The sequence below is a fragment of the Cupriavidus sp. SK-4 genome (genome assembly GCF_000611125.1).
GTDB lineage: Bacteria > Pseudomonadota > Gammaproteobacteria > Burkholderiales > Burkholderiaceae > Cupriavidus > Cupriavidus necator.
On the sequence record NZ_JFJW01000019.1, the window covers coordinates 214 to 22,549 of the forward strand.

The window sequence follows — 22,336 nt, forward strand, 5'->3', positions numbered from 1 at the left end:
CCGAGATCTCGCGCACGCTCTGCGCCAGCGTCGTGCTGATCTCGTCCTGGCGGCTTACCGTGTGGGCGTTCAGTTGCTCCAACTCCTGGCGCAAGCCAGCCGTCATGGTGCCGAGAGTATCGGCCCAGGCCGACAGGCGCTGCGCGTCGTGCGCGGCCAGTTGCGTCTGCAGCCCGGCATGCGACTCGCCCACGGTGCGCACCAGTGTCGCAGCCTGTTCGCCGATCGCGACCGCGGCGGCCGTCAGGGCCTGCTGGTTGTCGCTGGCGAGCTTCTCGCCGGTACGCTCCTGGCGCGACAGCGCCTCGCGCCATGCGTCGGCAGCGCTGGCGGCAGCCGTGTCGAGACGGGTGGCGACACCGTCCAGCAGCCCGGCCGAACGTTGTTCGAAGGTCTGGGCAAAGCCGTCGAGGGACGTGCGCAGGTCCGCTGCCAGTGCCTCGCTCGCGCGTTGATGCCCGGCCAGCGCCTGGTTCCACGTATCCGCGACGCCCGCGGTGGCGCTCTCGAAGCGGCTCGATACCCCATCCAGATGCTGCTGCACGGCGTGGGTCACGGTGTCGCGCAAGGCCGTGGTTTCGCGTGCCAGGCCCGCCATGGTCGCGTCCACCGCAGGCTGGATCGCTGCGCTTGAGGCGCGGGCGCTGTCGGCAATGCTGTCCTTCAGCGATTGCTCCACCGAAGACGCCAGGCGCGTGTAGACCACTTCGGTCTTGCCGTGGAAGGCGTCCTGGCTGGCGGCCAGGCGCTCGGTCAGGGCCTGGTTCTGTTCCGCCATCGCGGTCATCATGACCTGCATGCGCTCGACCAGTGCCGGCATCACGTCGGCTTGGCGCTGCAGCAGCCGGAACGCTTCATCACGCTGGTGGCCGCGCGAGTAGGGGCGCAGCGTGGTGGCGATGCGGGCGTCCAGCGCCTGCGCGGCCTGGATCCGCTCGCCCCGGCACAATGCCGACAACAGCCCCAGCATCGCGGACGTGGCCACGCCCGCGACCGAGGTGCCGAACGCAAAGCCCAGGCCCTTGACCGGTGCGGCCAGCGAGGCGCGGATGGCCTGCAGGTCGGTGGCGGTCTCCAGCGCGATGCCGGTGCCGCGCAGGGTCGCCACCATGCCCAGGAACGTGCCCAGCATGCCCAGCAGCACCAGCAGCCCGACCAGGTAGGGTGTCAGCGCGGGGCCGGGCAGGCCGACGCGCTCGCCTTCCACGCGCAGGCGGGCGCTGTCGCGCAGGCTGGGATGCAGCCGTTCCAGCCAGCTGCCAAGGCTGGCCGGCGCTTCGGACAGGCTGGCGACGGCCTGCGCCAGCGTGGCGGTGGCCTGCCGGTAGCGGTACAGCTCAAACGCCCCCGCCAGGTAGCAGCCGCCGATCAGCAGCGTCACGGCCAGCGCCAGGAAGTTCGTGCCTGCATAGCCGGCGGCGATCCAACACACGATGGCCAGGCCCGCCAGGAAAGCGACAATATGGGTAAGGTATCGGGTCATGATGTTCTGGTTAGCTGTCTTGCAGCGCCGCCAGCAAGCCTTCAAGGGGCTGCCAGCGGATGTCGAGTTCGGCGAGCAATACGCTCTGCATATCCTTGCGGAATACCCCCAGCCATGCACCGGGCCTGGCCGTTGCGGGCTGTCCCGCGGCTTGGGCTTCGGCCAGCGCCGCGGCTTCGGCCTGGCGCAGGCGCTGGAAATGCGGCTCCAGCATCGTCGGCAAGGCGCCCAGCAGGCTCTGTTCGCGCGCGCCCAGCACGCGCTCCATCACGGCATCGACCATGGCCAGCTTGGCCATGCCGGGTGCGTGGCCGGACAACGCGCCGCGCAGGCGCCCGCGCAGGTCGCCGATCGCGGTCTCCATGGTCTGTTGCAGCGTCAGGTAGCGCTGGCGATAGACCGCGTAGTCGACCTGCGCATCCACGGGGTCGGGCAGCGCGGACGGCCGGGCCGGCCCGCGCCGCTTGCCGGCAAGCGTGGTGTCTTCCACGATGGCATCGGCAAGCGCGGCGCGCACGCGCGCGCATTCCCGTGCCTCAGTGCTGTCGGCAGCACGTGCGGCAGGCGGCGCTGCCGGCGCATTGGCCTTCAGCGCCGATGACAGCGCGATCGCATCCGCCCAGCCAAGCCATTGGCTCAGCTGGCTCGAGAGCGAGTTCGCAGGAGGAGGGGCATCGGCGTCAGTCAGGCGAGCCAGCAGGCGGACGAGCGTCGGGCCGCTGAAACCTGTGCGCCGGGGCACTTGTAACATTGCGCCGGATTCGAAAAATCCAGCAGTTTACACGCCCGGGCGGCGGCGCGGCCGATATCGGCCAGCGCTTGACTACCCGCATTTGAGGCATTGCCCTGCGCATGGACGGCAGGCAGTTGGTGTGCCGCCGGTGCGCCTACGGCGGTAGGGTGCCAATTGCAGGCATTCCGATGCAACATCAGTCCCCCTGTGAAACGCGATTTCAAGGGGAAGACATGAAGACCAAACTGCATCGCCTGAAAGTCCTGAGCGCAGTCCTCTGCGTGACCCTGGCCGCCTGCGGCGGGGGCGGTGACGGCAACGGCGGCGGCAGCGGCTCGTCGGGCGGCACTGGCAACAGCGGCAATACCAGCGGCACTGGTGGCACGGGTGGTACTGGTGGCACGGGCGGCACGGGCGGCACGGGTGGCACCGGCGGCAGCACCGCCACCAGGACGGTGATGTTCGAGGCCACGCCCGTGACCGGGACCAGCGCCGAGTTCCTGACCCAGCTGAATGGGCAGGGTGCACGTGGCTTCCGTTTCGTCAGCGGCTTCTATTTCCTCGGGAACCCGGCAGGTTCCGAGCAGAAAGGCGTCTACGTCAAGGACGCGCAGACAACCTATAGCTATGAGCTGCCGCAGGAACCGGGCGGCGCCGATGTCCAGGCGTGGGTCACCGCGTACGAGGCCTGGCTGAACAGCCATGGCGCGCGTGGCTTCGTCTGGGGCGGGCCCTACATGGTGGGCGGCCAGATCCATGCGCTGATGCGCAAGGACAACGGGTCGTCGTCGACTTTCTCGTACAAGGTCGTGGTGGTGGACACCAATGCCAGCCTGTCGGCCTTTGTGCAGAACCAGGCCAACCCGTTGGGCGCGGACGGCTACTACCTGGCGGTCCCCGCGTACCTGGGCCCGTTCGGCGTGAGCAGCACCGTAGCCATCTTCCGCAAGGACCTGCAGGGCAGCGCCCGCTATGGCTATGAGGTCCTGTCCAATCCGGCCAGCGACGGCGATCTCGTCGCCCAGATCAACACGGAGGGTGCGCGCGGCTATCGGTTCAAGGTGCCGTTCGTCAGCGGCGGCACGCAGGTCAACCTCTATGAGAAGGACCTGTCGCAGTCCAGCACCTTCCGCTTCTACGACTTCGCGTCGCAGCAGACCAGCGCGGGCTTCCTGACCCAGGCCAACGCCGAAGGGCAGAAGGGCTCTAGCCTGATGGGCGCCTATGGGTTGCCGAGCGGCACCATCCGGGACTTCTACTTCGAGCCGGCCAGCTGCACCGGCTTCCTCTGCGATACGCGCAGCCTGTTCGGCCTGTAAGCGCCTGGCGCCGGGGTTTTCCCCCGGCACCGGCGTGCCCATGTGCAGTCAAGGTAATACAATCCACCTGACCAGGCGACGAGACCAATCGACAAGACCATACGCGCGAACCGGGGTGGGAAATCAATGACACGAAGTCAAGGCGCCGCAGAGAACAACAACGACGACAACATCGACGACAGCGGGTGCCGCAACTATGCCATCGTGGTGGATGACCACCCGCTGATGGCGCGCGGCATTGCCGGCTACCTTGCGGCGCATTGCGGGTTTGACGCTGCCCTGCATGCAGCCGATGCGAAGGAGTGCGCGGCGTTGACGGAGCGGGAGGGATGCCCGGCGCTGCTGGTGGTGGATTTCTGGCTGCCGGACGGCACCGCTGTCGGGGTGCTGCGTGAAGCCGCGGCGCGCCTGCCCGCCTGCAAGCTGCTGGTGATGAGCGCCGACGACGATGCGCGCGTTTGCATCAAGGCGCGCGAGGCCGGCGCGCACGGCTTTATCCTGAAGAACGAGCCCCCGGAGGTCTTCGCCACGGCGGTAGCGTCGCTGCGCCGGGGGCGGCGCTGGTTCCAGCATGCGGGGCCGCCGTCGGCGCGGCGCGAGTTGCCGCTGGAGCCCAGCGAACTGGGCCTGACCGCGCGCCAGGCCGAGGTGCTTGGCATGATGCTGCGCGGCCTGCCGAACAAGCGCATCGCCCTGACCCTGTCGGTGTCGGAGCAGACCGTCAAGGAGCACGTCACCGCGATCCTCGGCAAGCTCGGCGTGCGCAACCGGATCGAGGCCATCGCCCTGCTGCACGGCCGCAGGCTGGAATCTTGAAGAAGGCCCTCGCCCGGCTGCTGGGCTTGTCGCGCCCGGATGCGGATGCCGACATCAGCCCGCGCGCGCGCGCGCGGCTGCTGGACATGACGTTCGGGCGCCTGGTGTTCAGCGTCAATGCGATTCCGTTCGTAGGGTTGCCTTTCGTCATTTGGCTGTATGTCCAGCAGCTGGACGGCGGCGCGCTGCTGGCCTGGACGCTGGGGTATGGCGTCGCGGCGGTGTGGATGCAGTTGCGGTTCCGTCGCTACAAGCAAGAGCGGGAAGACGATGACGCCCTGGTCCGGCGCTGGTTGCCGTTTGTGCAGCACGTGGCGCTGGTGCACGGCTTCTGCCTGTCGCTGGCCGCCGTCCTGACGGCCAGCCTGGGGGGCTTCGACTTCAAGCTGCTGCTGTATATCAGTATCGCCGCCATCGTGGCGGCCAATGCCACGCACCAGACGCCGATCCTCGGTGTATTCCAGCGCTTCTTCGTTGCCTGCTGGACCTTGCAGATCGTCAACACCCCGCGCAGCTTCCCCGAGCACTGGCCGTTCGTGCTGCCGCTGGCGCTGCTGTATGCGCTGGCCATCTACCGGCACGCGCTGATCGCCAACCAGTTTTTCCGGCAGCAGGTCCGGCTGGAGGATGACGGCATCCGCCTGGCCGAGCGCTACCGGCTGGCCAAGGAAGAGGCCGAGAAGGCCCTGCACGCCAAGAACCTGTTTCTCACCACCGCCAGCCACGACTTGCGCCAGCCCGTGCATGCCATGGGCTTCCTGATCGAAGCCATTGCGCGGCGCAACCGCGACCCGGCCCTGATCCCGCCGCTGGAAGACCTGCGGCGCAGCGTGCGCTCGGTGCACCTGATGTTCAATTCACTGCTCGATCTCTCCAGGATCGAAGGCGGCATTGCCAGCCCGCGCAATACCGCGGTGGCGTTTGCGCCGTTGGTCGAAGAGGTGGCGTCGCTGTTCCGGGAAGAGGCGCGCAGCCGCGGCCTGGACCTGCGCGTGCGCCTGCCCGCAGGCGCCGCCGCGGTGCTGGCCGATCCCGCACTGCTGCGCCAGTCGCTGGTCAACCTGGTGCACAACGCGCTGCGCTATACCAAGCGCGGCGGGGTGCTGGTGTCCGCGCGGCGGCGCGGCAGCCACTGGCTGCTGGAGGTCTGGGACACCGGCGTGGGAATTGCTAGCGAAGAGAAGGGGCGGGTCTACTCGCCGTTCTATCGCAACGAACATGCGTGGCGCATCGACAGCGCGGGCCATGGCCTGGGCCTGGCCGTGGTGGCGCGCTGCGCCACGCTGATGGGCGCCACCTACGGACTGGACTCGGTGGAGCGCCGCGGCTCCAGGTTCTGGCTGCGCTTTCCTGAAGCGAAGCCGCTGGCCCCGACGGCGATCGAACCGGTCTACGAGCCCGATGGCCTGTCGGCTTCCACCCTGCTGCAGGGCGTCTGCCTGATCGTCGAGGACGACCCGCTGGTGACCGCTGCGTGGACCAGCCTGATGGAGGCCTGGGGCGTGCAGGCGGCGTGCGCGGCGTCGGGGCAGGAAGCCCTGGCACTGGTCGATGCCGGCCTGCAGCCCCAGGCGATCCTGTGCGACCAGCGCCTGCGCTCCGGCGAGAGCGGCTTCGAGGTGCTCAAAGCGCTGTTCGAACGCTGCCCGGACGCAAGCGGCGCCATGGTCAGCGGCGAGTTCGATTCCGAGGCGCTCATGCAGGCCGAGCGCGAAGGCTACCTGGTCCTGCACAAGCCGCTGGAGCCATCGCAGCTGCATGCCTTGCTGTTCCAATGGCTCTGTGCTGCCTGACAGCATAGATGGATGGTTCTGCCTGCGGCTGTGGTGCTACTCAGGCATCTCTGGGGCGAAAGAAGTGTCCAGGTCGACTTTATTCAGATCACCTGAAGAATTTATTTAGTTCACTTTTTTCCACCTCTCAGCGACAGTCTAGCGACCGCAGATCGCGATACTGGAAAGAGAGGGCCCCATGTCTATCTCAAACCGCGCTGTCGCTGCCTCCATGCTGGCCGTTTCCATGTTGGCGGGCCTGGCCGGATGCCATAGCCCGTCGGCCGCGGCGTTGGCTGCGGCGTCGGCTGTCACGTCGCGCCCCGACCCGGCCGCGGTGTCGGAACAGGACATCAACGATGCCTACGTCTACCTGCTGGGCCGGCTGCTTGTCCTGCGCCAGCAGCAAATCGACTTCCAGAAGGAAGGCTTCCAGTGGAACCGGATCATTCATCGCGACGTCGGCGGTGTGTCGTGGGCCAACCCCAATCTGGATGTCGCCTACAGCGAGGCCTGGGTTGCAGTCGACGAAAAGACCTGCACGGTCTTCAGCGTGCCGGCCATCAAGGGGCGCTACTACACCATTCAGTTCCTGAACGGCTGGGGCGAAACCGTCGCCAATATCAACGAGCGCAACTATCCGGACCATCCAAGCGGCGAATTCGCGATGTGCCTGAAGGGCGCCACTGCGGCACTTTCGCCCAACGCCAGGCGCATCGACCTGCCGGCCAAGACCTCACGGGTGCTGGCCCGGGTGGAAATCGGTGCAGACAAGAAGCAGGCCATTGCGCTGCAGCATCAGATCACGACGCGGATCACTGGCACGCCGACGATTGCCCCGGTGCCTGCCACGCCCGCCTTCAGCAATGACAAGCTCCCCGGTGTCGAGGCCTTTGACTCGGCGGTCGTTGCGCTTCGCTCGGAGCCGGACATCAATCCGGGCATGGAGCCCATCCAGGCCAAGGTGCGCGCCGTGAGTGCCGCGGTGGCCAGCAGCCCCGCCGAACGCGCGCGGGTGGACAAGATCATCCGCGAGAAGACGCTGCCGGCGTTCTTCCAGTCGTTCTCCACCGCAGGTACCGTCAGGAACGGCTGGAACCGGCCCGCTACCATTGGCAAGTACGGCAGCGACTACCAGACCCGCACCCGCATCGACCTGGGCGGGATCTGGGCCAACAGCACGGATGAGGTCGTCTATTTCAAGACGGATACAGACGGGACCGGCACCAAGCTCGACGGCGGCAATGTCTACACCATCACCTTCCCGAAGGGCGAGCTGCCTGCCCGCCACGTCAAATACTTCTGGTCGGTGATCGCGGTGGATTCCAGGAACTTCCGCGTGATCCCGAATGCGAAGAACCGGTTCCTGATCAACAAACAGTCCAGGCTGAGCTATGGCACGGACGATTCGCTGACGCTGTACTTCGGGCCTGCCCGTCCGAAGGACGCGCCTGACGGCAACTGGCTGCCCACGCCCAAGGGAAAGAACTACAACCTGACGTTCCGTCTCTATGGGCCGGACCAGCCGGTCCTGTCCGGGGAGTGGTTCCCGGCGCCGCTGGTCAAGCGCAACTGAGCTGCAGGTGCGGACCTGGCGTCCCGTCCCGCAAACATACGGGACAGGACACTAATCCCCCGACACCTCGCAAAACCGCAGCCGGTTCCCGAACGGATCGGCCACCTGCAGCATCCGCCCCCAGCCCACATCCTCAACGCCGGGCCTGGCGTAAGGATAGGCCTTGGCAGACAGCTCCCGTTGCAGCGCATCGATATCCTCCACTGTCACGAACACCGTCGATCCGGGCGTGGCGTCGCCATGGTGCTCGCTCAGGTGCAGCGTCAGGCCGCTGCGCCTGACCTGCGCGTACAGCGGCAAGCCGTCCTCAAACCGATGCTCCCAGTCGAGCGTGAAGCCGAGGAAGTCCAGGTAGAACTCCTTGGCCTTGTCGACCGAGAAGATCCGGAGGATGGGGATGCCGGCAGACAGGTTCATTGTTTTCTGTTCGGTAGTTGCGCAGGAGTGCCAGATCATAACGCCGGCCAGCGGTGATTCGCGCAGCCGGCGCATAAGCATTCGCGACAATCTTCGTTGGCTTTGTGCGGGCCCATGACTAAGCTGGCGCTCCTGATGAAATCCCGGAGTACCGTCATGAACCCGACCCACGACTCACGCCGCCGCCTGCTTCTGGCCGCAGCGGGCGCGGCAACTGCCGCCAGTGCGCTGCCAGGCGTCAGCTGGGGGCAGGGCCAGACCGCGCTGCGCATCGGCTACCAGAAGTCCTCCACGCTGATGATCCTGCTGAAATCGCGGCAGACGCTGGAGAAGGCGCTGCCGGCCAAGGGTGTGGCGGTGCAGTGGTACGAATTCACCTCGGGCTTGCCGCTGCTTGAAGCGCTGAACCTCGGCAATATCGACCTGAGCGCCGACGTGGCCGATGCGGTGCCGCCGTTTGCGCTGGCTGCGGGTGCCGCGCTGACCTACTACGCCAGCGAGACGCCTTCGCCGCAGGCACAGGCCATTGTCGTGCGCGGCGATTCGCCGATCCGCGAGGTGGCGCAACTCAAGGGGCAGCGGGTGGCGTTTGCCAAGGGCGCAGGCGCGCACTACCTGGTGCTGGAAGCGCTGGCGCGCGCGGGTCTGTCGATCCGCGATATTGAACCGGCATACCTGAGCCCGGCCGACGCGCGCGCGGCGTTCGAGCGCGGCAGCGTGGCCGCATGGGTGATCTGGGATCCGTTCCTCGCGGCGGTGCAGCGCCAGGCCAATGCGCGCGTGCTGCGCGATGGCGAGGGGCTGGCCAGCTATCGGCGCTTCTACCTGGCGGCGACGCCGTTCGCGCGCGCGCATGCCGAGGTGCTTGAGGTCGTGTTTGATGCGTTGCGCGACGCGGGCGACTGGGTCAAGCGCAATCCGGCCGAGGCAGCGCGCTGGCACGCGCCGCTGATCGGCCTGGATGCGGCCACGGTGGAAGCCGCGAATGCGCGGCGCAGCTACGCGGTGCGCACGGTCGACGCTGCCGCGCTGGCCGAGCAGCAGCGCATCGCCGATGCCTTCACCGCGCAGCAGATCCTGCCGCGCAAGGTAACGATCTCGGCGTCGCCGGTCTGGCGCAAGGCGTAGCCGGCGGGGCGCCGGCTACGCTTACGCGACTTGCTTCGCACAATCCGCCCGGGGGCTCAACGCGAGCCCCGGGGCATGCCGCATCAAACCACTCCCATCTCCGGATCGCTGACCGCGTTCTCGCCGGTCTCCATCCGCCCCGCAAAGCGCCGCGCGAACGACGGGCTGGCCTCGCAGGTCACGACGAAGTCGTACCAGTTGCCGCTGTCGGCCACCGGCCATTCCAGCGTTTCCACCTTGCCCCGCTTCACCCTTTGCGTCCACGGGCCGTCGTCGCGGTAGGCCAGCGCCGTGACGGTGAAGGTCACGTCGGCATCGCTGTCGTTATGCAGCTTCACCTGGATCGTGGGCTTCTTGCACGGGTTGTAGCAGACCTGGATTTCCGTCGACGTGGTCACCGCTTCGTTGATGTCGCCGGAGAACGCGCGGTGATAGCCGTTGGGCCCCAGCACCCACAGGTCGTACTTGCCGCCGTCGGCATTAATGTCCCACGCATCGTCCAGCGTCTTCCCGGCTTCAACCACGTAGCGGCGCGGAATGCGGTCGAGGTGCGGCTTGTCATAGACGTGGAACAGCGCGCCGGCCTGGTTGGTGCTGGCGTTGGCGAACAGCAGGCGCACGGCCTTGGATGCGGCATCGACGCGTGCACTGGTATGCAGTTCGTATGGCAGCTTGCGCGACGGACGCGTGCCGGTGTCCTGCTCCGGCAGCGCGGGCGTGGCCGGCACCGGGATCGCCGGCTGGGTCTGCTGCCAGGCGGTCAGGCTGGTGGCGTCGGCACGGGTGGTGCGGCCGGCCAGCGTGGGCAGGGTCTCGGTGTTGGGCGTGGCAAAGTTGAAGGCGCTGGTCAGGTCGCCGCAGATGGCACGACGGTAGGCACTGATCTGCGGCTCCATCACGCCGAAGCGCGCCTCCAGGAAGCGCAGCACCGAGGTGTGGTCGAATACTTCAGAGTTGACCCAGCCGCCGCGGCTCCACGGCGACACCACCCACATCGGCACGCGCGGGCCGGGGCCGAAGGGCTTGCCGTCCTGCGGCGGCTGCTTGGCCGTGGCGGGCTGGAAGTTGAAGTACTCGTACGCCATCTGCGCGTCGTCGAGGGTCGACTTGCCGGCTAGCGTACCGTCCAGGTTGCGCGACGGCGCGGTCGGCGGCGGGCTGTGGTCGAAGAAGCCGTCGTTCTCGTCGAAGTTAATCAGCAGCACGGTCTTGCTCCAGACCTCGGGCGATGCCGTCAGCGCGTCCAGGATGGCCTGCACGTACCAGCCGCCCTTGGCCGGGCTGGACGGGCCGGGGTGCTCGCTGAACTCGGCCGGCGGGATGATCCACGACACCTCAGGGAGCTTGCCGTTGAGCACGTCGTCACGCAGCGACTGCAGGAAGCCGCCGTCGGGCATGGTGTTGCAGAAGCCCTTGGCCAGCGGGCTGTACTGGTCGTCGATGTCCGGGTTGTAGGGCGGGTTGACGCCGGTGCCGGCGGTGTTGGAGAGCTTGCGCCCGACGGGCATCTTCTCCATCTCTGCGCGCCAGTGCCGGAAGCTCATCATCTGGTTGCAGCCATAGTTGTCCGGCACGTTCTGGTAGACCTTCCAGCCCACGCCGGCGGCCTGCAGGCGGTCGGCGTAGGTCTTCCAGGTCCAGCCTTCGGTGGAGGGGCCCACATCCGCGCCCGCGTTGAACTCGTTAATCATCACCGCGACGTTGTCGCCGGTGGGACCGTTGCTGCCGGTCCAGTAGAACAGGCGGTTGGGGATGGTGCCGGTGTGCATCGCGCAGTGGTAGGCATCGCACAACGTGAAGGCGTCAGCCAGCGCGCGCTGGAACGGGATCTCGGCGTCATCGTAGTAGCCCATCGACAGCGTCTTCTTGGCCACCGGCCAGCGGTCCATGCGGCCGTGGTCCCACGCGGCCTGCGCATCGGGCCAGGTGTGCGGCGTGCCGCCGGCACGCTGCGCGTTGCCCTGGGTTTCGTCGAGATGGTAGGGCGTCAGGAGATTGCCGTTGGCATCGGTCTGGTAGAACGCGTTCTTGCCATTGGGCAATGGGATCGCGAAGCGGTCACCGTAGCCGCGCACGCCCTTGAAGGTGCCGAAGTAGTTGTCGAACGAGCGGTTCTCCAGCATCACCATCACGACGTGCTTGACGTCCTGGATGGTACCGGTGGCGTTGTTGGCCTCGATGGCGAGCGCGCGGCGGATGCTGGGCGGAAAGCTGGCCAGCACCGCGGCGGCGGCGCCGGTGCCGAGGCTGGTCTTCAGGAACTGTCTTTTTGACGGGTTGAAGGTCATGGCTGTGGCTGGGTCGGTCTGTCGCTGGATCGAAAAAGGGCCCGCATCACGGGGCGCAACGCGTGGTGCAGGTGCCGGGCCGGTCAGGCTTGCCTGGCTGGTCCGGCTTGTTGCCATTGGCGGCGGTGGGCTGGAGGGTGCTGCCGCTCGCGCCCGACGAGTCGTCGCCGCCGCAGGCGGTAAGCATCAGTGCGAGGGTGAGGGTGCCGGCCGCCAGCCATGGCCGGGCGGAACGCGACAGCAATGAAGGTCTCATTTGTGCATGCCCTGTAGTCGTTGAGGGGGATAACGATTGCCGAGCCCATGCGCCGACATCGGATGCAGGCCCATGGACTTCCGCCGCGCGGACGACAAGTGCGGGGAACTGGCCGGTTCGGGTGCGCTTGGCCTTGGCTTGTCGTGACAGTGAGCGATTGTTGATTGGTCAAATGTCAGATGTTTGACATCAAACACATTTGGCGATTTGGTTTTGTAACCAAAAGTGTCGCGCTGGCAGAGTTGGCAATTGCTGGCTGGCCCCGCCCACTCTCAGTCAAGCTGGCGTGCGTGGGGCCCATCGTGTGCACACAACGGGCATCAATGAATACGCATGGCAGGGTAGAATCACGCCATCCCCGTCCTCCGCACGCCGCCGCAGTCCATGTCCGAAGAAAAGAAGAGCCTGTCCGAAACCATCCGCGCCGCGATCGAGCAGGAGATTCTTTCCGGAAAGCTCCCCAGCGGCGCCCAGCTGGAAGAGCAGCAGCTGCTGGCGCGCTTTGGCGTGTCGCGCACGCCGGTGCGCGAGGCGCTGATCCAGCTGGAGTCGGCCGGCCTGGTGGACCTGGTGCCGCGCCAGGGCGCGATCGTGTCGTCGATCTCGCTGCGCGAGTACGTGGCGATGAACGAGATCCTGGTGCAGCTGGAGGCGCTGGCGGCGCGGCTGGCCGCGCGCCGCATCAGTGCGGCGCAGCGCACGGCGATGCAGGCCGCGTTCGATGACTGCCGCGCGGCCGCGGAGCGTGCCGATTCCGATCGCTACCGCGAGGCCAACGACGCCTTCCATGAAGTCATCTACGCGGCCTGCTGCAATGACATCCTGTCGCGGCAGATCCGCACCATGCGCGCGCGCATGCGCGGCATGCGCGACCTGCGCTTCGAGAAGCCGGCTCGCATCCTGGCCTCGCTGGCCGAGCATGAGGCGGTGATGGGCGCGATCGTGCGCGGCAACGAGGACGACGCCGCAGCGGCGATGGTCCGACATATCGCCACAGGGGGCGACGTCTACGCGGACATGATTGCTTCCATGCCCGGCGACGAGGCCGGCGGCAAGCGCGGCCGGCGTTAGCCCATGGCGCTGGCTCAGTCCAGCTTGACGCCGGCCTGCTCGATCCGCGTCACGGCCGACTTGCCGTCTGCCGCGGCCCATTTGCCGAACTCCGCGGGCGACGCCGAGGTGGAGACCTCGCTGCCATTGGAGGCGAGCTTCGCGCGCAGCTGCGGATCGGCCATCACCTTGGCAGTGGCGGCAAAGAGCTTGTCGCGGATGCCGTCGGGCAGCCCGGCCGGCCCGTACAGCCCGAACCAGAAGGTGAAATCAAAACCCGGCAGCCCCATCTCCGCCAGCGCCGGCAGGCCCGGCGCCACCGCCGACGGCTTGGGCGTGGTCACGCCGATCATCTTCACCACACCCTGCGTGCCCATCGGCAACACCGACGCCGCCGTGCCAAACGACAACTCCACCTCGCCCGCGGCCACGGCCTGCAGCGCCGGTGCGCCGCCCTTGTAGGGCACGTGTGTCATCTTGACTCCGGTGGCTTTCTCGAACTGCAGCCCGGCGAGATGCGGCGAGCCGCCGATGCCGGAGGACGAGTAGTTGAACTTGCCTTGCTGCGCGCGCGCCTTGGCCACCAGGGTCTTGATGTCGCTGACGTTCAGGTTCTTGTTGACGGCCAGGATCAGTGGCGACACGGTCAGCCGCGTCACCGGGGTGAAGTCGGTCGCCTTGTAGCGGGCCTTGTAGAGCTGCTGGTCGATGCCATACAGCGTGGACGTGGCCAGGCCCAGGGTGTAGCCGTCAGGGACCGCCTGCGCCAGTGCCGCGGAGGCCAGCGTGCTGCCGGCGCCGGGCTTGTTGTCCACCAGCACGGTCTGGCCAAGCTCCTTTGACAGAGCCTCGCCGAACACGCGCGAGACATAGTCGGCCGCGCCCGCCGGCGTGTAGCCCACCAGCAGCCGGATCGGCCGGGTCGGGTAGTCCTGCGCAGCGGCCATGCCGGGCAACGCAGCCAGGGTGGCAAGAGCGGCGCCGATCGCGGCGCGCCCGAGGGTGTGTTTCATCGCTGTCTCCTTTGTGTTCTCGTTATCGCTATTGCGTGTCCTGGCCGCTGGCGCTCAGGACGCCACCTTGGCTTTGCGCAGGGCCGCGACGCCGGCTTCGTCATAGCCAAGCCCGCGCAGGATCTCGTCGGTGTGCTCGCCGGGATCGGGTGCGGCGCGGGCAAAGCGCTCGGGGTGCGGCGCCGCCGACAGGTTGATCGGCGAGCGCAGCAGTTCCAGTGGCCCCAGCGCCGGGTGCTCGGCGGGCCGGGTCATGCGCAGGTGGCGCACCTGCGCGTCCTCAAAGGCCTGGCCGATATCGAACACCGGCCCGCACGGCACGCCGGCGGCATTCAGGCGCGAAGTCAGTTCGGCCGCGCTGAAGGCGGCGGTGCACCGGTTGATGGCCTCGTCCAGCCGGTGGCGCTCGGCGGCACGGCCCGTGGCGGTCTGGAACGCGGGATCGTCCAGCAGCCAGCCGGCCTCGACGGTGCGGCAGAAGTTGGTCCACATGCGGTCGGTGCTGGCGGCGATATTGACCACGCCGTCGCGGCAGCGGTAGGTGCCCATCGGCACCAGCGTCGGGTGCGCATTGCCCTGCTGCGTCGGCACTTCGCCGTCGACGGTGTAGCGCGTGGCCTGGAAGTCCAGCTTGTTGAGCATGCCCTCGATCAGCGAGGTATGGACCCATTGCCCGCGGCCGGTGCGCGCGCGGTGCAGCAGCGCCAGCAGGATGCCCTGGCCCAGGAACATGCCCGCGGTGGTGTCGGAGATGGCAATGCCCACGCGCAGCGGGCCTTTGCCGGGCTCGCCGGTGACCGAACTCAGCCCCGACATGCCCTGCACGATCTGGTCCAGTCCCGGGCGCTCGCAATAGGGCCCGTCCTGGCCGAAGCCCGAGATGCTGGCCAGGATCACGCGCGGATTGATCGCGCTCAGGCGCTCGTAGGTCAGCCCCAGCCGCTCCTTGACCACCGAGCGGAAGTTTTCCACCACCACATCCGACCGGCGCACCAGGCGCGCCAGCACCTCGGCGCCCTGCGGCGTCTTCAGGTCCAGGCACAGGCTGCGCTTGTTGCGATGCAGGTTCTGCTCGTCCGAGCCGCGCCGCCGCCCGGTGACGGAACCGCGGTCCTGCGGCGGGGGCGGTTCCACGCGGATCACGTCGGCGCCCCAGTCCGACAGCAGGCGCACCGCCGCCGGGCCGGCGCGGGCGATGGACAGGTCCAGCACGGTGATGCCGGACAGCGGCAGGTCCGCCGGCGGGGCGTGGGGTCCGGCGGCTTCGGTGCCGGGAGGCAAAGACGTCATGGCAGTTCCTTGGCGATGGAATGGCCTTGAGTATACAAATAACTGTAATATGAATACGTATACGGAGTTTCCACGATGCGAAGTGCGACGGGATGGCGTAGGCTGCGAGGGCATTCATACGGATTTGCGTCACATTTCTCCTATGAAAATGCTATTTGAGTCATATGGAATAGGCGGGTCGGCGGCCAGGCTGCCAGTTCCAACCGTGTTCGCGCCTGACCGGCGCCCATGTTTTGAGGGTTTGTATGCTGACTGATTCTGTCTGTATTAACAGGGTGGGCGGACCTGAGGTGCTGGAGTCCTGCCAGGTCACGGTGCCGCCGCCCGGTCCCGGCGAACTGCAGCTGTGCCAGTCGGCCATCGGCCTGAATTTCGCGGACATCTACCAGCGCAAGGGCGCGCATGGACCCTACACCGCGGCGCCGTTCCCGGTCACGCTGGGCTCGGTTGGCGCCGGCAAGGTGACCGCGGTTGGTCCCGGCGTAGAAGGGTTCGAGGTTGGCCAGCGCGTCGCCTGTATGCATCCCGGCGCCTATCAGGTGACGCGCAACGTGCCAGCCGGCCGGGTCGTGCCTTTGCCTGACGCGATCCCGGAAGAGGTGGCCGGCGCCACGCTGCTGCGCGGACTGACGGCCGAGTACCTGCTGCGCCGGCTCTATGCAGTGCAGTCGGGCGACGCCGTGCTGGTGCACGCCGCGGCCGGGGGCATGGGCGTGCTGCTGTCGCAGTGGGCGCGCGCGCTCGGCGCGACCGTGATCGGCACCGTGGGCAGCGAGGCCAAGCGCGCGGTGGCGCTGGAACATGGCTGCCACCATGTCATCAACTACCGCGAGGCGGACTTCGTGGCCGAAGTGCAGGCGCTGACCGGCGGCGAGGGCGTGGCGGTGGTCTACGACGCCGTGGGCAAGGACGTGTTCGTGCCGTCGCTGCAATGCCTGCGGCCGTGCGGCATGGCGATCAACTACGGCACCGCGTCGGGCGACGTGGAGGCCTTCGACCTGCAACTGCTGCACGCGCGCTCGCTGATCGTGTCGCGGCCGACGCTGCGCACCTATATCGCCAGCCCGCAGGCGCTGGCCAATGCCGCGGCCACGCTGTTCGCCGCGGTCGCGGGCGGGCAGCTGCGGCTGGAGGTCAACCACCGCTACCCGCTGGCCGCCGTGCGCGACGCGCACCGTGACCTGGAGGGCCGGGCCACCACGGGCTCGGCTGTGCTGATTCCCTGAACCCGGCGAGCGCAAGATGAAACGCCGTCGCGCCCCGCAGGCCGGTGCCCAATGATCCCTACCTGGAGTAATCCCGATGCAGACTGATGGTTCCCTTCCTTCGCTCGACATTGCCGGTCATGTCGCCACGATCACGCTGCGCCGCCCGGAGGTGGCCAACCGCCTCGGGCCGGATGACCTGGCCGAGCTGCAACGGCATGTCGATGCCGTGAACGACAGCGACCTGCGCGTGCTGCGCCTGCGCGGCACCGGCAAGTACTTCTGCAGCGGCTTCGATATCGGCAGGCTCGCGGCCGGGCAGCGCGGTGCCGGCTTCGAGACCCTGGTCAACGCGGTGGAAGATTGCCGCGCGGTGACCATTGCCGAGATCCACGGCGGCGTCTATGGCGGCGGCACGGACCTGGCGCTGGCGTGCGATTTCCGGCTTGGCACCGCCGCGGTGGACATGTTCATGCCCGCGGCGCGGCTGGGGCTGCATTTCTACCAGCGCGGCATGGAGCGCTATATCAGCCGGCTGGGCCTGAACCACGCCAAGCACCTGTTCCTGACTGCGGAGCGCATCGACGCCGACGAGATGCTCCGCCGCGGCTTCCTGACCGAGCTGCTGCCGGCCGAGCGCCTGCGCGAGCGCGCCGACCAGCTCAGCGACACGGTGGCCGGGCTGGCACCGCTGGCGGTGCAAGGCATGAAACGGCACCTGAACGCGATCGGGCGCGGCACGCTGGATACCGAGGCGCTGGCTGGCGACATCAGCCGGGCTACCCAGTCGCAGGACATCCGCGAAGGCGCGCTGGCCTGGAAGGAAAAGCGCAGGCCGCAGTTCACCGGCACCTGATGCAGCTTACTGTCTCTGCCGCATCACCCATTCCACCACCCGCGCCAGGAACGGTGACGTGTCGCCTTCGCGATAGCTCATGATGACCGGCGACACGAAGCCCGGCGCGTCGATCGGGCAGTAGCGCACGTCGTCGCGATGCAGCCGCTGGATCGACGCGGGCACCAGCGTGATGCCTATGCCGGCCGCCACCAGCCCCAGCGCGGTCTGCAGTTCGTTGGCCTCCTGCGCCACACGCAATTGCAGGCCCTGCGCGCGGAACAGCGACAGCAGGTGGTCGGCATAGCTGGGCCGCGGCCGGGCCGGGTAAAGAATGAACGGCTGCGCCGCCAGCGCCTGTGGCGTCAGCGCCTTGCGGCGGGGCGCGGGCAGGCGTGCGGGCAGCGCTGCCACCAGTGGCTCGGCCATCACCACCTGCTGGCGGATGGCGGGATCATTCAGCGCGATGCGGCCGAAGCCCAGGTCGATGCGGCCGGCCTTGAGCGCCTCGATCTGCTCAACGGTGATCATCTCTGCCAGTCCTACCTCTACCTGCTGGTCGTGCCGGTCTGATTCACGCAGTTCGCGGATCAGTTCCGGGAGCACGCCATACAGCACCGACGGCACGAAGCCGATGCCGAACCAGCGCTTGTCCTGCCGCCCGATGCGGCGCGTGCCTTCGATGGTTTCTTCCAGCCGCTGCGTCAGCTGGGTGGACTGCTCCAGCAGGAAGCGGCCCGCCTCGGTCAGCCGCAGCCCGCGGCCGACGCGGTCGAACAGTGCCACGCCCACTTCCTCTTCCAACTGGCGGATCTGGCGCGACAGCGGCGGCTGCGCCATATGCAGCCGCTCGGCGGCGCGGGTGACGTTGAGTTCCTGGGCCACGACCTGGAAATAACGCAGGTGCCGGAGTTCCATTGGTGTCCTGCTCCCATACCTGTAGGGTATCGATTGAGACATCATCGGTCTTGGACGCCGGCAAAGTCAAGCCGCATACTTGACTTCAATTATCAATTTGCATCGACAAGGTATGACCACGACTATCACTTCAGTGGAAGCCATCCTGGTGGACCTGCCCACCATCCGGGCACACCAGCTGGCCATGGCCACCATGCAGCAGCAGACGCTGGTGATCGTGCGGCTGCGCTGCAGCGACGGCGTGGAGGGCATCGGCGAGGCCACCACCATCGGCGGCCTGTCCTATGGCGACGAAAGCCCGGAAGGCATCAAGCTGACCATCGACACCTACCTGGCCCCTGCGCTGGCTGGCCAGGATGCCACCAACGTGCATGGCGCGATGGCGCGGCTGGGCAAGGTCGCGCGCGGCAACCGCTTCGCCAAGTCCGCGCTGGAGACCGCGTTGCTGGATGCGCAGGGCAAGCGCCTGGGCGTGCCGCTGGCCACGCTGCTGGGGGGCGCGGTGCGGTCGACCCTGCCGGTGCTGTGGACGCTTGCCAGCGGCGACACCGCCCGCGACATTGCCGAGGCCGAGCAACTGCTGGCCGAGCGCCGCCACCATACCTTCAAGCTGAAGATCGGCCGGCGCAGCGTGCGCGACGACGTGGCCCACGTGGCCGCGATCAAGCGCGCGCTGGGCGAGCGGGCGCGCGTCACCGTCGACGTCAACCAGGCCTGGAACGAGGCCGACGCCGCCACCGGCATCGCCATGCTGGAAGCCGCCGGCATCGACCTGATCGAGCAGCCCACTCCGCGTGAGCAGCGCATGGCGCTGGCCCGGCTGGCCGCGCGCTTCGTGGTGCCGATCATGGCCGATGAAGCGGTGTGCGGCCCGGAAGATGCGATGGAACTGGCGCGCATCGGCGGCGCCGACGTGTTCGCGCTGAAGATCGCCAAGGCCGGCGGCATCTTCGGCATGCTGCGCACCGCCGCGGTGGGCGATGCCGCCGGCATCGCGCTGTACGGCGGCACCATGCTGGAGGGCAGCGTCGGCACCATCGCCGCGGCGCATGGCTTCTGCACGCTGCCGCAGTTGGCCTGGGGCACCGAGCTGTTCGGACCGCTGCTGCTCAAGGACGATATCGTGCAGCAGCGCCCCGAGTACCGCGACTTCAGCCTGCACCTGCCCGAAGGCCCCGGCCTGGGGCTGGCGTTGGACGAAGACAAGCTGGCGCACTACCGGCGCGGCTGAACTGGCAGACAGCTCACCCCCCCCCCCGCACGGCACACCGGAGCCTGCACGCATCAAGTGAGGAGACTAATGAAGACGTTATTCCAGCGGCTGGCAAGCACCGGCCGCGCAGGGGCGCTGGCACTGGCTGCCGGCCTGTCGTTCGCTGCGCCGGCCGCGCACGCGGCCTATCCCGACCATCCGATCCGCTGGATCGCGCCGTTCCCCGCGGGCGGTGCCATGGACAATATCGCGCGCACGTTGGGCGAAGACATGTCGCGCACGCTGGGCCAGGCCATCGTGGTCGAGAACCGGCCGGGCGCCGGCGGCAATATCGGCGCCGAACTGGTAGCGCGCGCGCCCGCCGATGGCTACACGCTGATCATCGTCGCCAACGGCATGGCCGTGAACCCGGCGCTGTACGGCCGGCTGAGCTACGACCCGGTCAAGGACTTCGCGCCGGTGTCGCTGCTGGCGGTGGTGCCCAACGTGCTGGTGGCCAGCAAGGCGCGGCGCCAGGAAAGCACCGTCAAGGATGTGGTGGCGCACGCCAAGGCGGCGCCGGGCAAGTACACCTATGCCTCCGCCGGCAACGGCACCTCGATCCACCTGGCGGGCGAGCTGTTCACGTCCATGGCCGGCGTCGACATGCTGCATATCCCCTACAAGGGCAGCGGCCCCGCCATGACGGACCTGCTGGGCGGGCAGGTCGACTACATGTTCGACAGCATCACCTCGGCCAGGCCGCATATCGAATCGGGCAAGCTGACGGCGATCGCGGTCACCACCAGCAAGCGCTCCAGCGCGCTGCCCAATGTGCCGACGGTGGCCGAAGCCGGCCTGCCGGGCTATGAACTGTCGCCGTGGTTCGCCGCCTTCGTGCCGGCGAAGACGCCGCAGGCGGTCATCGACACGCTCAACCGCGCCATGCTCGAGGCGCTGCGCAAGCCCGCGGTGCAGAAGCGGCTGGCGCTGATCGGCGCCGAGCCGATCGGCAGTTCGCCGGCGGTGCTGCGCGAGCACCTGGCGAAGGAAACCGACAAGTGGGGTGTGCTGATCCGCCAGCGGGGTATCCGGGCGGATTGAGCGGCCCGGACCAACGCGGTTCATAGGGAGACGCCCCCGGAAATGCTCCGGGGGAATGTCATTACCCTGCCCCCGTCTCCCTGGCACATAATGTGCGTAAGATGCCAGCCGAAAGGCACACTCGAGCGGATCACCCGCCGGCACTGAGGGGAGACAATGAGCAGTTCAACCGACAAGTTCTCGGCCACCATGCGCGATGGCCTAGCCGATCTTGCCCGCCGCCTGCGCTTCGCCATGGAGGAGGGCGCGATCTGGCTGGACGAGCAGCGCATGATCCTGATCCATACCGCCGCCCTGGGCGCGCTGCGCAAGGAACTGGTGGACACCCTGGGCATGGAGCGCGCGCGCGGCCTGTTCATGCGCATGGGCTTCCATTCGGGCATGCGCGATGCGGAGGTCGCGCGCAAGCTGCGCGCCGGCCACAGCGACTTCGGCCAGCTGGAGATCGGGCCCTGCCTGCATACCATCGAGGGGGTGGTGCGGGTCACGCCGGTCAAGGTCGACATCGACATCGCCGCCGGCATCTACGATGGCGAATTCCTGTGGGAAGACTCCTTCGAGGGCGACGTCCACCGCCAGCTGTTCGGCATCGTCGACGAGCCTGCCTGCTGGATGCAGATCGGCTACGCCACCGGCTACACCTCGGCGCTGATGGGGCGCACCATCCTGTACCGCGAGGTCGAGTGCATCGCCTGCGGGCACCCGCACTGCCGCATCATCGGCAAGCCGGTGGAAGCCTGGGAAGACGGCGCGCAGGCGCTGGCGCTGTACCAGCCCGATCCCGTGATCGAGACCATCATCGCCCTGCAGAGCGAGGTCGAGCACCTGCGCGCGCTGCAGGGCACCCCGGCCACGCCGGCCGACCTGGTCGGCACCTCGCCAGGCTTTCGCGCCGCCTGGAGCCTGCTGCAACGCGCCGCGGCCAGCAACGTGACGGTGTTGCTGCTGGGCGAGACCGGCGTGGGCAAGGAGCGTTTCGCGCAGGCGCTGCACAGCGTGAGCGGGCGCGCCGACAAGCCCTTCATCGCCGTGAACTGCGCGGCAATTCCCGATGAGCTGATCGAGTCCGAGCTGTTCGGCGTGGAAAAGGGCGCCTTCACCGGCGCCAGCCAGTCGCGCCCCGGGCGCTTCGAGCGCGCGCACGGCGGCACCCTGTTCCTGGACGAGCTGGGCGAGCTGTCGGCATCGGCCCAGTCCAAGCTGCTGCGCGTGCTGCAGGAAGGCGAGGTCGAGCGCGTGGGCGGCACCGGCACGCGCAAGGTGGACGTGCGGCTGGTGGCCGCCACCAATGTCGACCTGGCCGAAGCCGTGAAGCAGGGCACTTTCCGCAAGGACCTGTACTACCGCCTCAATGTCTACCCGGTCACGATCCCGCCGCTGCGCGAGCGCCTGGACGATATCCGGCCGCTGGCCGAGCGCTTCGTGGCCCGCTACGGCGCGCGCCACGGCAAGCGCATCGTCGGCATCACCGACCGCGCGCTGGCCGAGCTGCGCCACTATGACTGGCCCGGCAATGTGCGCGAACTGGAGAACGTGATCGAGCGCGGCGTGATCCTGGCCAGCCAGGGCGGCCAGATCACCGCCGACCACCTGTTCCTGCCGGGCACCGTGGCACCGGTGGTGGATACCGCGCCGCGGCTCGGGGCGGGCGGCACCTTGCCAGACCTGCGCGAAGCCGCGGTCCATGCACTGCTGGACCAGATGTCAGAGCAGCAGCTGGCGCTGGGCGACGTCGAGACCGTGCTGATGGAGGCGGCCATGCAGCGCGCCAACGGCAATATGAGCCAGGCGGCGCGGTTGCTCGGTATTACGCGGCCGCAGCTGGCGTATCGGTGGAAGATGCGCGGTACGCGTGGGGGTAACGGCCACGGCAACGGTAACTGAGGCCGCTTTCAGGCTTCAAATGCCGAGGGTTTGCTCCCCTCTCCCGCTTGCGGGAGA

General features: G+C 67.9%; 19 protein-coding genes. 11 read left to right on the forward strand and 8 right to left on the reverse strand.

What is annotated here, in order from left to right:
• The coding region (locus CF68_RS04170; protein ID WP_035816302.1) for a DUF802 domain-containing protein at nt 1-1,483 on the reverse strand (1,483 nt) is incomplete at its 3' end.
• A gap of 10 nt (nt 1,484-1,493) precedes the next feature.
• Nucleotides 1,494-2,234 carry a DUF3348 domain-containing protein gene (locus CF68_RS04175; RefSeq protein WP_035816257.1) on the reverse strand — a complete coding sequence of 247 codons (741 nt, stop codon included), beginning with the start codon at nt 2,232-2,234 and terminating at the stop codon, nt 1,494-1,496.
• A gap of 215 nt (nt 2,235-2,449) precedes the next feature.
• Here CF68_RS04175 and CF68_RS04180 point away from each other — a divergent pair, with 215 nt between their 5' ends.
• The 4 genes from CF68_RS04180 to CF68_RS04195 all read left to right on the forward strand — a co-directional run bounded on the left by CF68_RS04180 (nt 2,450) and on the right by CF68_RS04195 (nt 7,699).
• On the forward strand, nt 2,450-3,535 hold the full coding sequence (locus CF68_RS04180; RefSeq protein ID WP_035816258.1) for a hypothetical protein: 1,086 nt from the start codon (nt 2,450-2,452) through the stop codon (nt 3,533-3,535).
• Between the two features lie 126 nt (nt 3,536-3,661).
• Entirely contained in the window at nt 3,662-4,351 is a 690-nt protein-coding gene (locus CF68_RS04185; RefSeq protein WP_035816259.1) for a response regulator transcription factor, read from the forward strand.
• A complete protein-coding gene (locus CF68_RS04190) occupies nt 4,348-6,144 on the forward strand; it encodes a hybrid sensor histidine kinase/response regulator (protein ID WP_013952170.1) in 1,797 nt (598 codons plus the stop codon). Before CF68_RS04185 ends, CF68_RS04190 begins: the two co-directional genes overlap by 4 nt.
• Nucleotides 6,145-6,322: 178 nt before the next feature.
• Nucleotides 6,323-7,699 carry a DUF1214 domain-containing protein gene (locus CF68_RS04195; RefSeq protein ID WP_013952171.1) on the forward strand — a complete coding sequence of 459 codons (1,377 nt, stop codon included), beginning with the start codon at nt 6,323-6,325 and terminating at the stop codon, nt 7,697-7,699.
• A 51-nt stretch (nt 7,700-7,750) separates the two neighbouring features.
• On the opposite strand, the gene CF68_RS04200 is transcribed toward CF68_RS04195, so the two are convergent.
• Entirely contained in the window at nt 7,751-8,116 is a 366-nt protein-coding gene (locus tag CF68_RS04200) for a glyoxalase superfamily protein (protein ID WP_035816304.1), read from the reverse strand.
• Nucleotides 8,117-8,272: 156 nt separating this feature from the next.
• Here CF68_RS04200 and CF68_RS04205 point away from each other — a divergent pair, with 156 nt between their 5' ends.
• Nucleotides 8,273-9,244, forward strand: coding sequence for an aliphatic sulfonate ABC transporter substrate-binding protein (locus tag CF68_RS04205; RefSeq protein WP_013952173.1), 972 nt, complete (start codon nt 8,273-8,275; stop codon nt 9,242-9,244).
• A gap of 83 nt (nt 9,245-9,327) precedes the next feature.
• On the opposite strand, the gene CF68_RS04210 is transcribed toward CF68_RS04205, so the two are convergent.
• Nucleotides 9,328-11,532 (reverse strand): phosphocholine-specific phospholipase C, encoded by a 2,205-nt coding sequence (locus CF68_RS04210; protein WP_035816262.1) that lies wholly within the window; start codon nt 11,530-11,532, stop codon nt 9,328-9,330.
• A gap of 46 nt (nt 11,533-11,578) precedes the next feature.
• Nucleotides 11,579-11,776: a hypothetical protein gene (locus tag CF68_RS04215; RefSeq protein ID WP_235205664.1), complete on the reverse strand. Its 198-nt coding sequence runs from the start codon at nt 11,774-11,776 to the stop codon at nt 11,579-11,581.
• A gap of 396 nt (nt 11,777-12,172) precedes the next feature.
• On the opposite strand from CF68_RS04215, the gene CF68_RS04220 reads away from it, so the two are divergent.
• Complete coding sequence (locus CF68_RS04220) at nt 12,173-12,859, forward strand: GntR family transcriptional regulator (RefSeq protein WP_013952176.1); 687 nt, start codon at nt 12,173-12,175, stop codon at nt 12,857-12,859.
• A gap of 14 nt (nt 12,860-12,873) precedes the next feature.
• Here the strand turns inward: CF68_RS04220 and CF68_RS04225 are convergent, their stop codons facing one another.
• Together CF68_RS04225 and CF68_RS04230 are read right to left on the reverse strand one after the other, a co-directional pair.
• Nucleotides 12,874-13,851: a tripartite tricarboxylate transporter substrate binding protein gene (locus CF68_RS04225; RefSeq protein WP_013952177.1), complete on the reverse strand. Its 978-nt coding sequence runs from the start codon at nt 13,849-13,851 to the stop codon at nt 12,874-12,876.
• Between the two features lie 54 nt (nt 13,852-13,905).
• The gene (locus CF68_RS04230) at nt 13,906-15,141 is read right to left on the reverse strand and encodes a CaiB/BaiF CoA-transferase family protein (RefSeq protein WP_013952178.1); all 1,236 of its coding nucleotides are present in this window, start codon (nt 15,139-15,141) and stop codon (nt 13,906-13,908) included.
• A 245-nt stretch (nt 15,142-15,386) separates the two neighbouring features.
• On the opposite strand from CF68_RS04230, the gene CF68_RS04235 reads away from it, so the two are divergent.
• Both CF68_RS04235 and CF68_RS04240 read left to right on the forward strand, forming a co-directional pair.
• Nucleotides 15,387-16,367, forward strand: a complete 981-nt coding sequence (locus CF68_RS04235) for a quinone oxidoreductase (protein ID WP_013952179.1) — start codon at nt 15,387-15,389, stop codon at nt 16,365-16,367.
• A gap of 76 nt (nt 16,368-16,443) precedes the next feature.
• Nucleotides 16,444-17,202, forward strand: a complete 759-nt coding sequence (locus CF68_RS04240; protein WP_013952180.1) for an enoyl-CoA hydratase/isomerase family protein — start codon at nt 16,444-16,446, stop codon at nt 17,200-17,202.
• Between the two features lie 6 nt (nt 17,203-17,208).
• Here CF68_RS04240 and CF68_RS04245 read toward each other — a convergent pair whose 3' ends face one another.
• Nucleotides 17,209-18,099 (reverse strand): LysR family transcriptional regulator, encoded by an 891-nt coding sequence (locus CF68_RS04245; RefSeq protein ID WP_013952181.1) that lies wholly within the window; start codon nt 18,097-18,099, stop codon nt 17,209-17,211.
• Between the two features lie 112 nt (nt 18,100-18,211).
• Between CF68_RS04245 and CF68_RS04250 the strand changes: the two genes are divergently transcribed.
• The 3 genes from CF68_RS04250 (at nt 18,212) to poxR (ending at nt 22,279) form a co-directional block, all read left to right on the forward strand.
• On the forward strand, nt 18,212-19,330 hold the full coding sequence (locus tag CF68_RS04250; RefSeq protein WP_010810424.1) for a muconate/chloromuconate family cycloisomerase: 1,119 nt from the start codon (nt 18,212-18,214) through the stop codon (nt 19,328-19,330).
• Nucleotides 19,331-19,399: 69 nt separating this feature from the next.
• Nucleotides 19,400-20,395 carry a tripartite tricarboxylate transporter substrate binding protein gene (locus CF68_RS04255; RefSeq protein WP_035816264.1) on the forward strand — a complete coding sequence of 332 codons (996 nt, stop codon included), beginning with the start codon at nt 19,400-19,402 and terminating at the stop codon, nt 20,393-20,395.
• A gap of 156 nt (nt 20,396-20,551) precedes the next feature.
• Nucleotides 20,552-22,279 (forward strand): phenol degradation transcriptional regulator PoxR, encoded by a 1,728-nt coding sequence (gene poxR, locus CF68_RS04260; RefSeq protein WP_051591394.1) that lies wholly within the window; start codon nt 20,552-20,554, stop codon nt 22,277-22,279.
• Nucleotides 22,280-22,336 lie beyond the last annotated feature (57 nt).

What these genes read in the sequence shown, in the direction of transcription:
- CF68_RS04175 (WP_035816257.1), bottom strand. Translation starts at nt 2,234, where the DNA reads ATGTTACAAGTGCCCCGGCGCACAGGTTTCAGCGGCCCGACGCTCGTC.
- CF68_RS04180 (WP_035816258.1), top strand. Translation starts at nt 2,450, where the DNA reads ATGAAGACCAAACTGCATCGCCTGAAAGTCCTGAGCGCAGTCCTCTGC.
- CF68_RS04185 (WP_035816259.1), top strand. Translation starts at nt 3,662, where the DNA reads ATGACACGAAGTCAAGGCGCCGCAGAGAACAACAACGACGACAACATC.
- CF68_RS04195 (WP_013952171.1), top strand. Translation starts at nt 6,323, where the DNA reads ATGTCTATCTCAAACCGCGCTGTCGCTGCCTCCATGCTGGCCGTTTCC.
- CF68_RS04200 (WP_035816304.1), bottom strand. Translation starts at nt 8,116, where the DNA reads ATGAACCTGTCTGCCGGCATCCCCATCCTCCGGATCTTCTCGGTCGAC.
- CF68_RS04205 (WP_013952173.1), top strand. Translation starts at nt 8,273, where the DNA reads ATGAACCCGACCCACGACTCACGCCGCCGCCTGCTTCTGGCCGCAGCG.
- CF68_RS04210 (WP_035816262.1), bottom strand. Translation starts at nt 11,532, where the DNA reads ATGACCTTCAACCCGTCAAAAAGACAGTTCCTGAAGACCAGCCTCGGC.
- CF68_RS04220 (WP_013952176.1), top strand. Translation starts at nt 12,173, where the DNA reads ATGTCCGAAGAAAAGAAGAGCCTGTCCGAAACCATCCGCGCCGCGATC.
- CF68_RS04225 (WP_013952177.1), bottom strand. Translation starts at nt 13,851, where the DNA reads ATGAAACACACCCTCGGGCGCGCCGCGATCGGCGCCGCTCTTGCCACC.
- CF68_RS04230 (WP_013952178.1), bottom strand. Translation starts at nt 15,141, where the DNA reads ATGACGTCTTTGCCTCCCGGCACCGAAGCCGCCGGACCCCACGCCCCG.
- CF68_RS04235 (WP_013952179.1), top strand. Translation starts at nt 15,387, where the DNA reads ATGCTGACTGATTCTGTCTGTATTAACAGGGTGGGCGGACCTGAGGTG.
- CF68_RS04240 (WP_013952180.1), top strand. Translation starts at nt 16,444, where the DNA reads ATGCAGACTGATGGTTCCCTTCCTTCGCTCGACATTGCCGGTCATGTC.
- CF68_RS04245 (WP_013952181.1), bottom strand. Translation starts at nt 18,099, where the DNA reads ATGGAACTCCGGCACCTGCGTTATTTCCAGGTCGTGGCCCAGGAACTC.
- CF68_RS04250 (WP_010810424.1), top strand. Translation starts at nt 18,212, where the DNA reads ATGACCACGACTATCACTTCAGTGGAAGCCATCCTGGTGGACCTGCCC.
- CF68_RS04255 (WP_035816264.1), top strand. Translation starts at nt 19,400, where the DNA reads ATGAAGACGTTATTCCAGCGGCTGGCAAGCACCGGCCGCGCAGGGGCG.
- poxR (WP_051591394.1), top strand. Translation starts at nt 20,552, where the DNA reads ATGAGCAGTTCAACCGACAAGTTCTCGGCCACCATGCGCGATGGCCTA.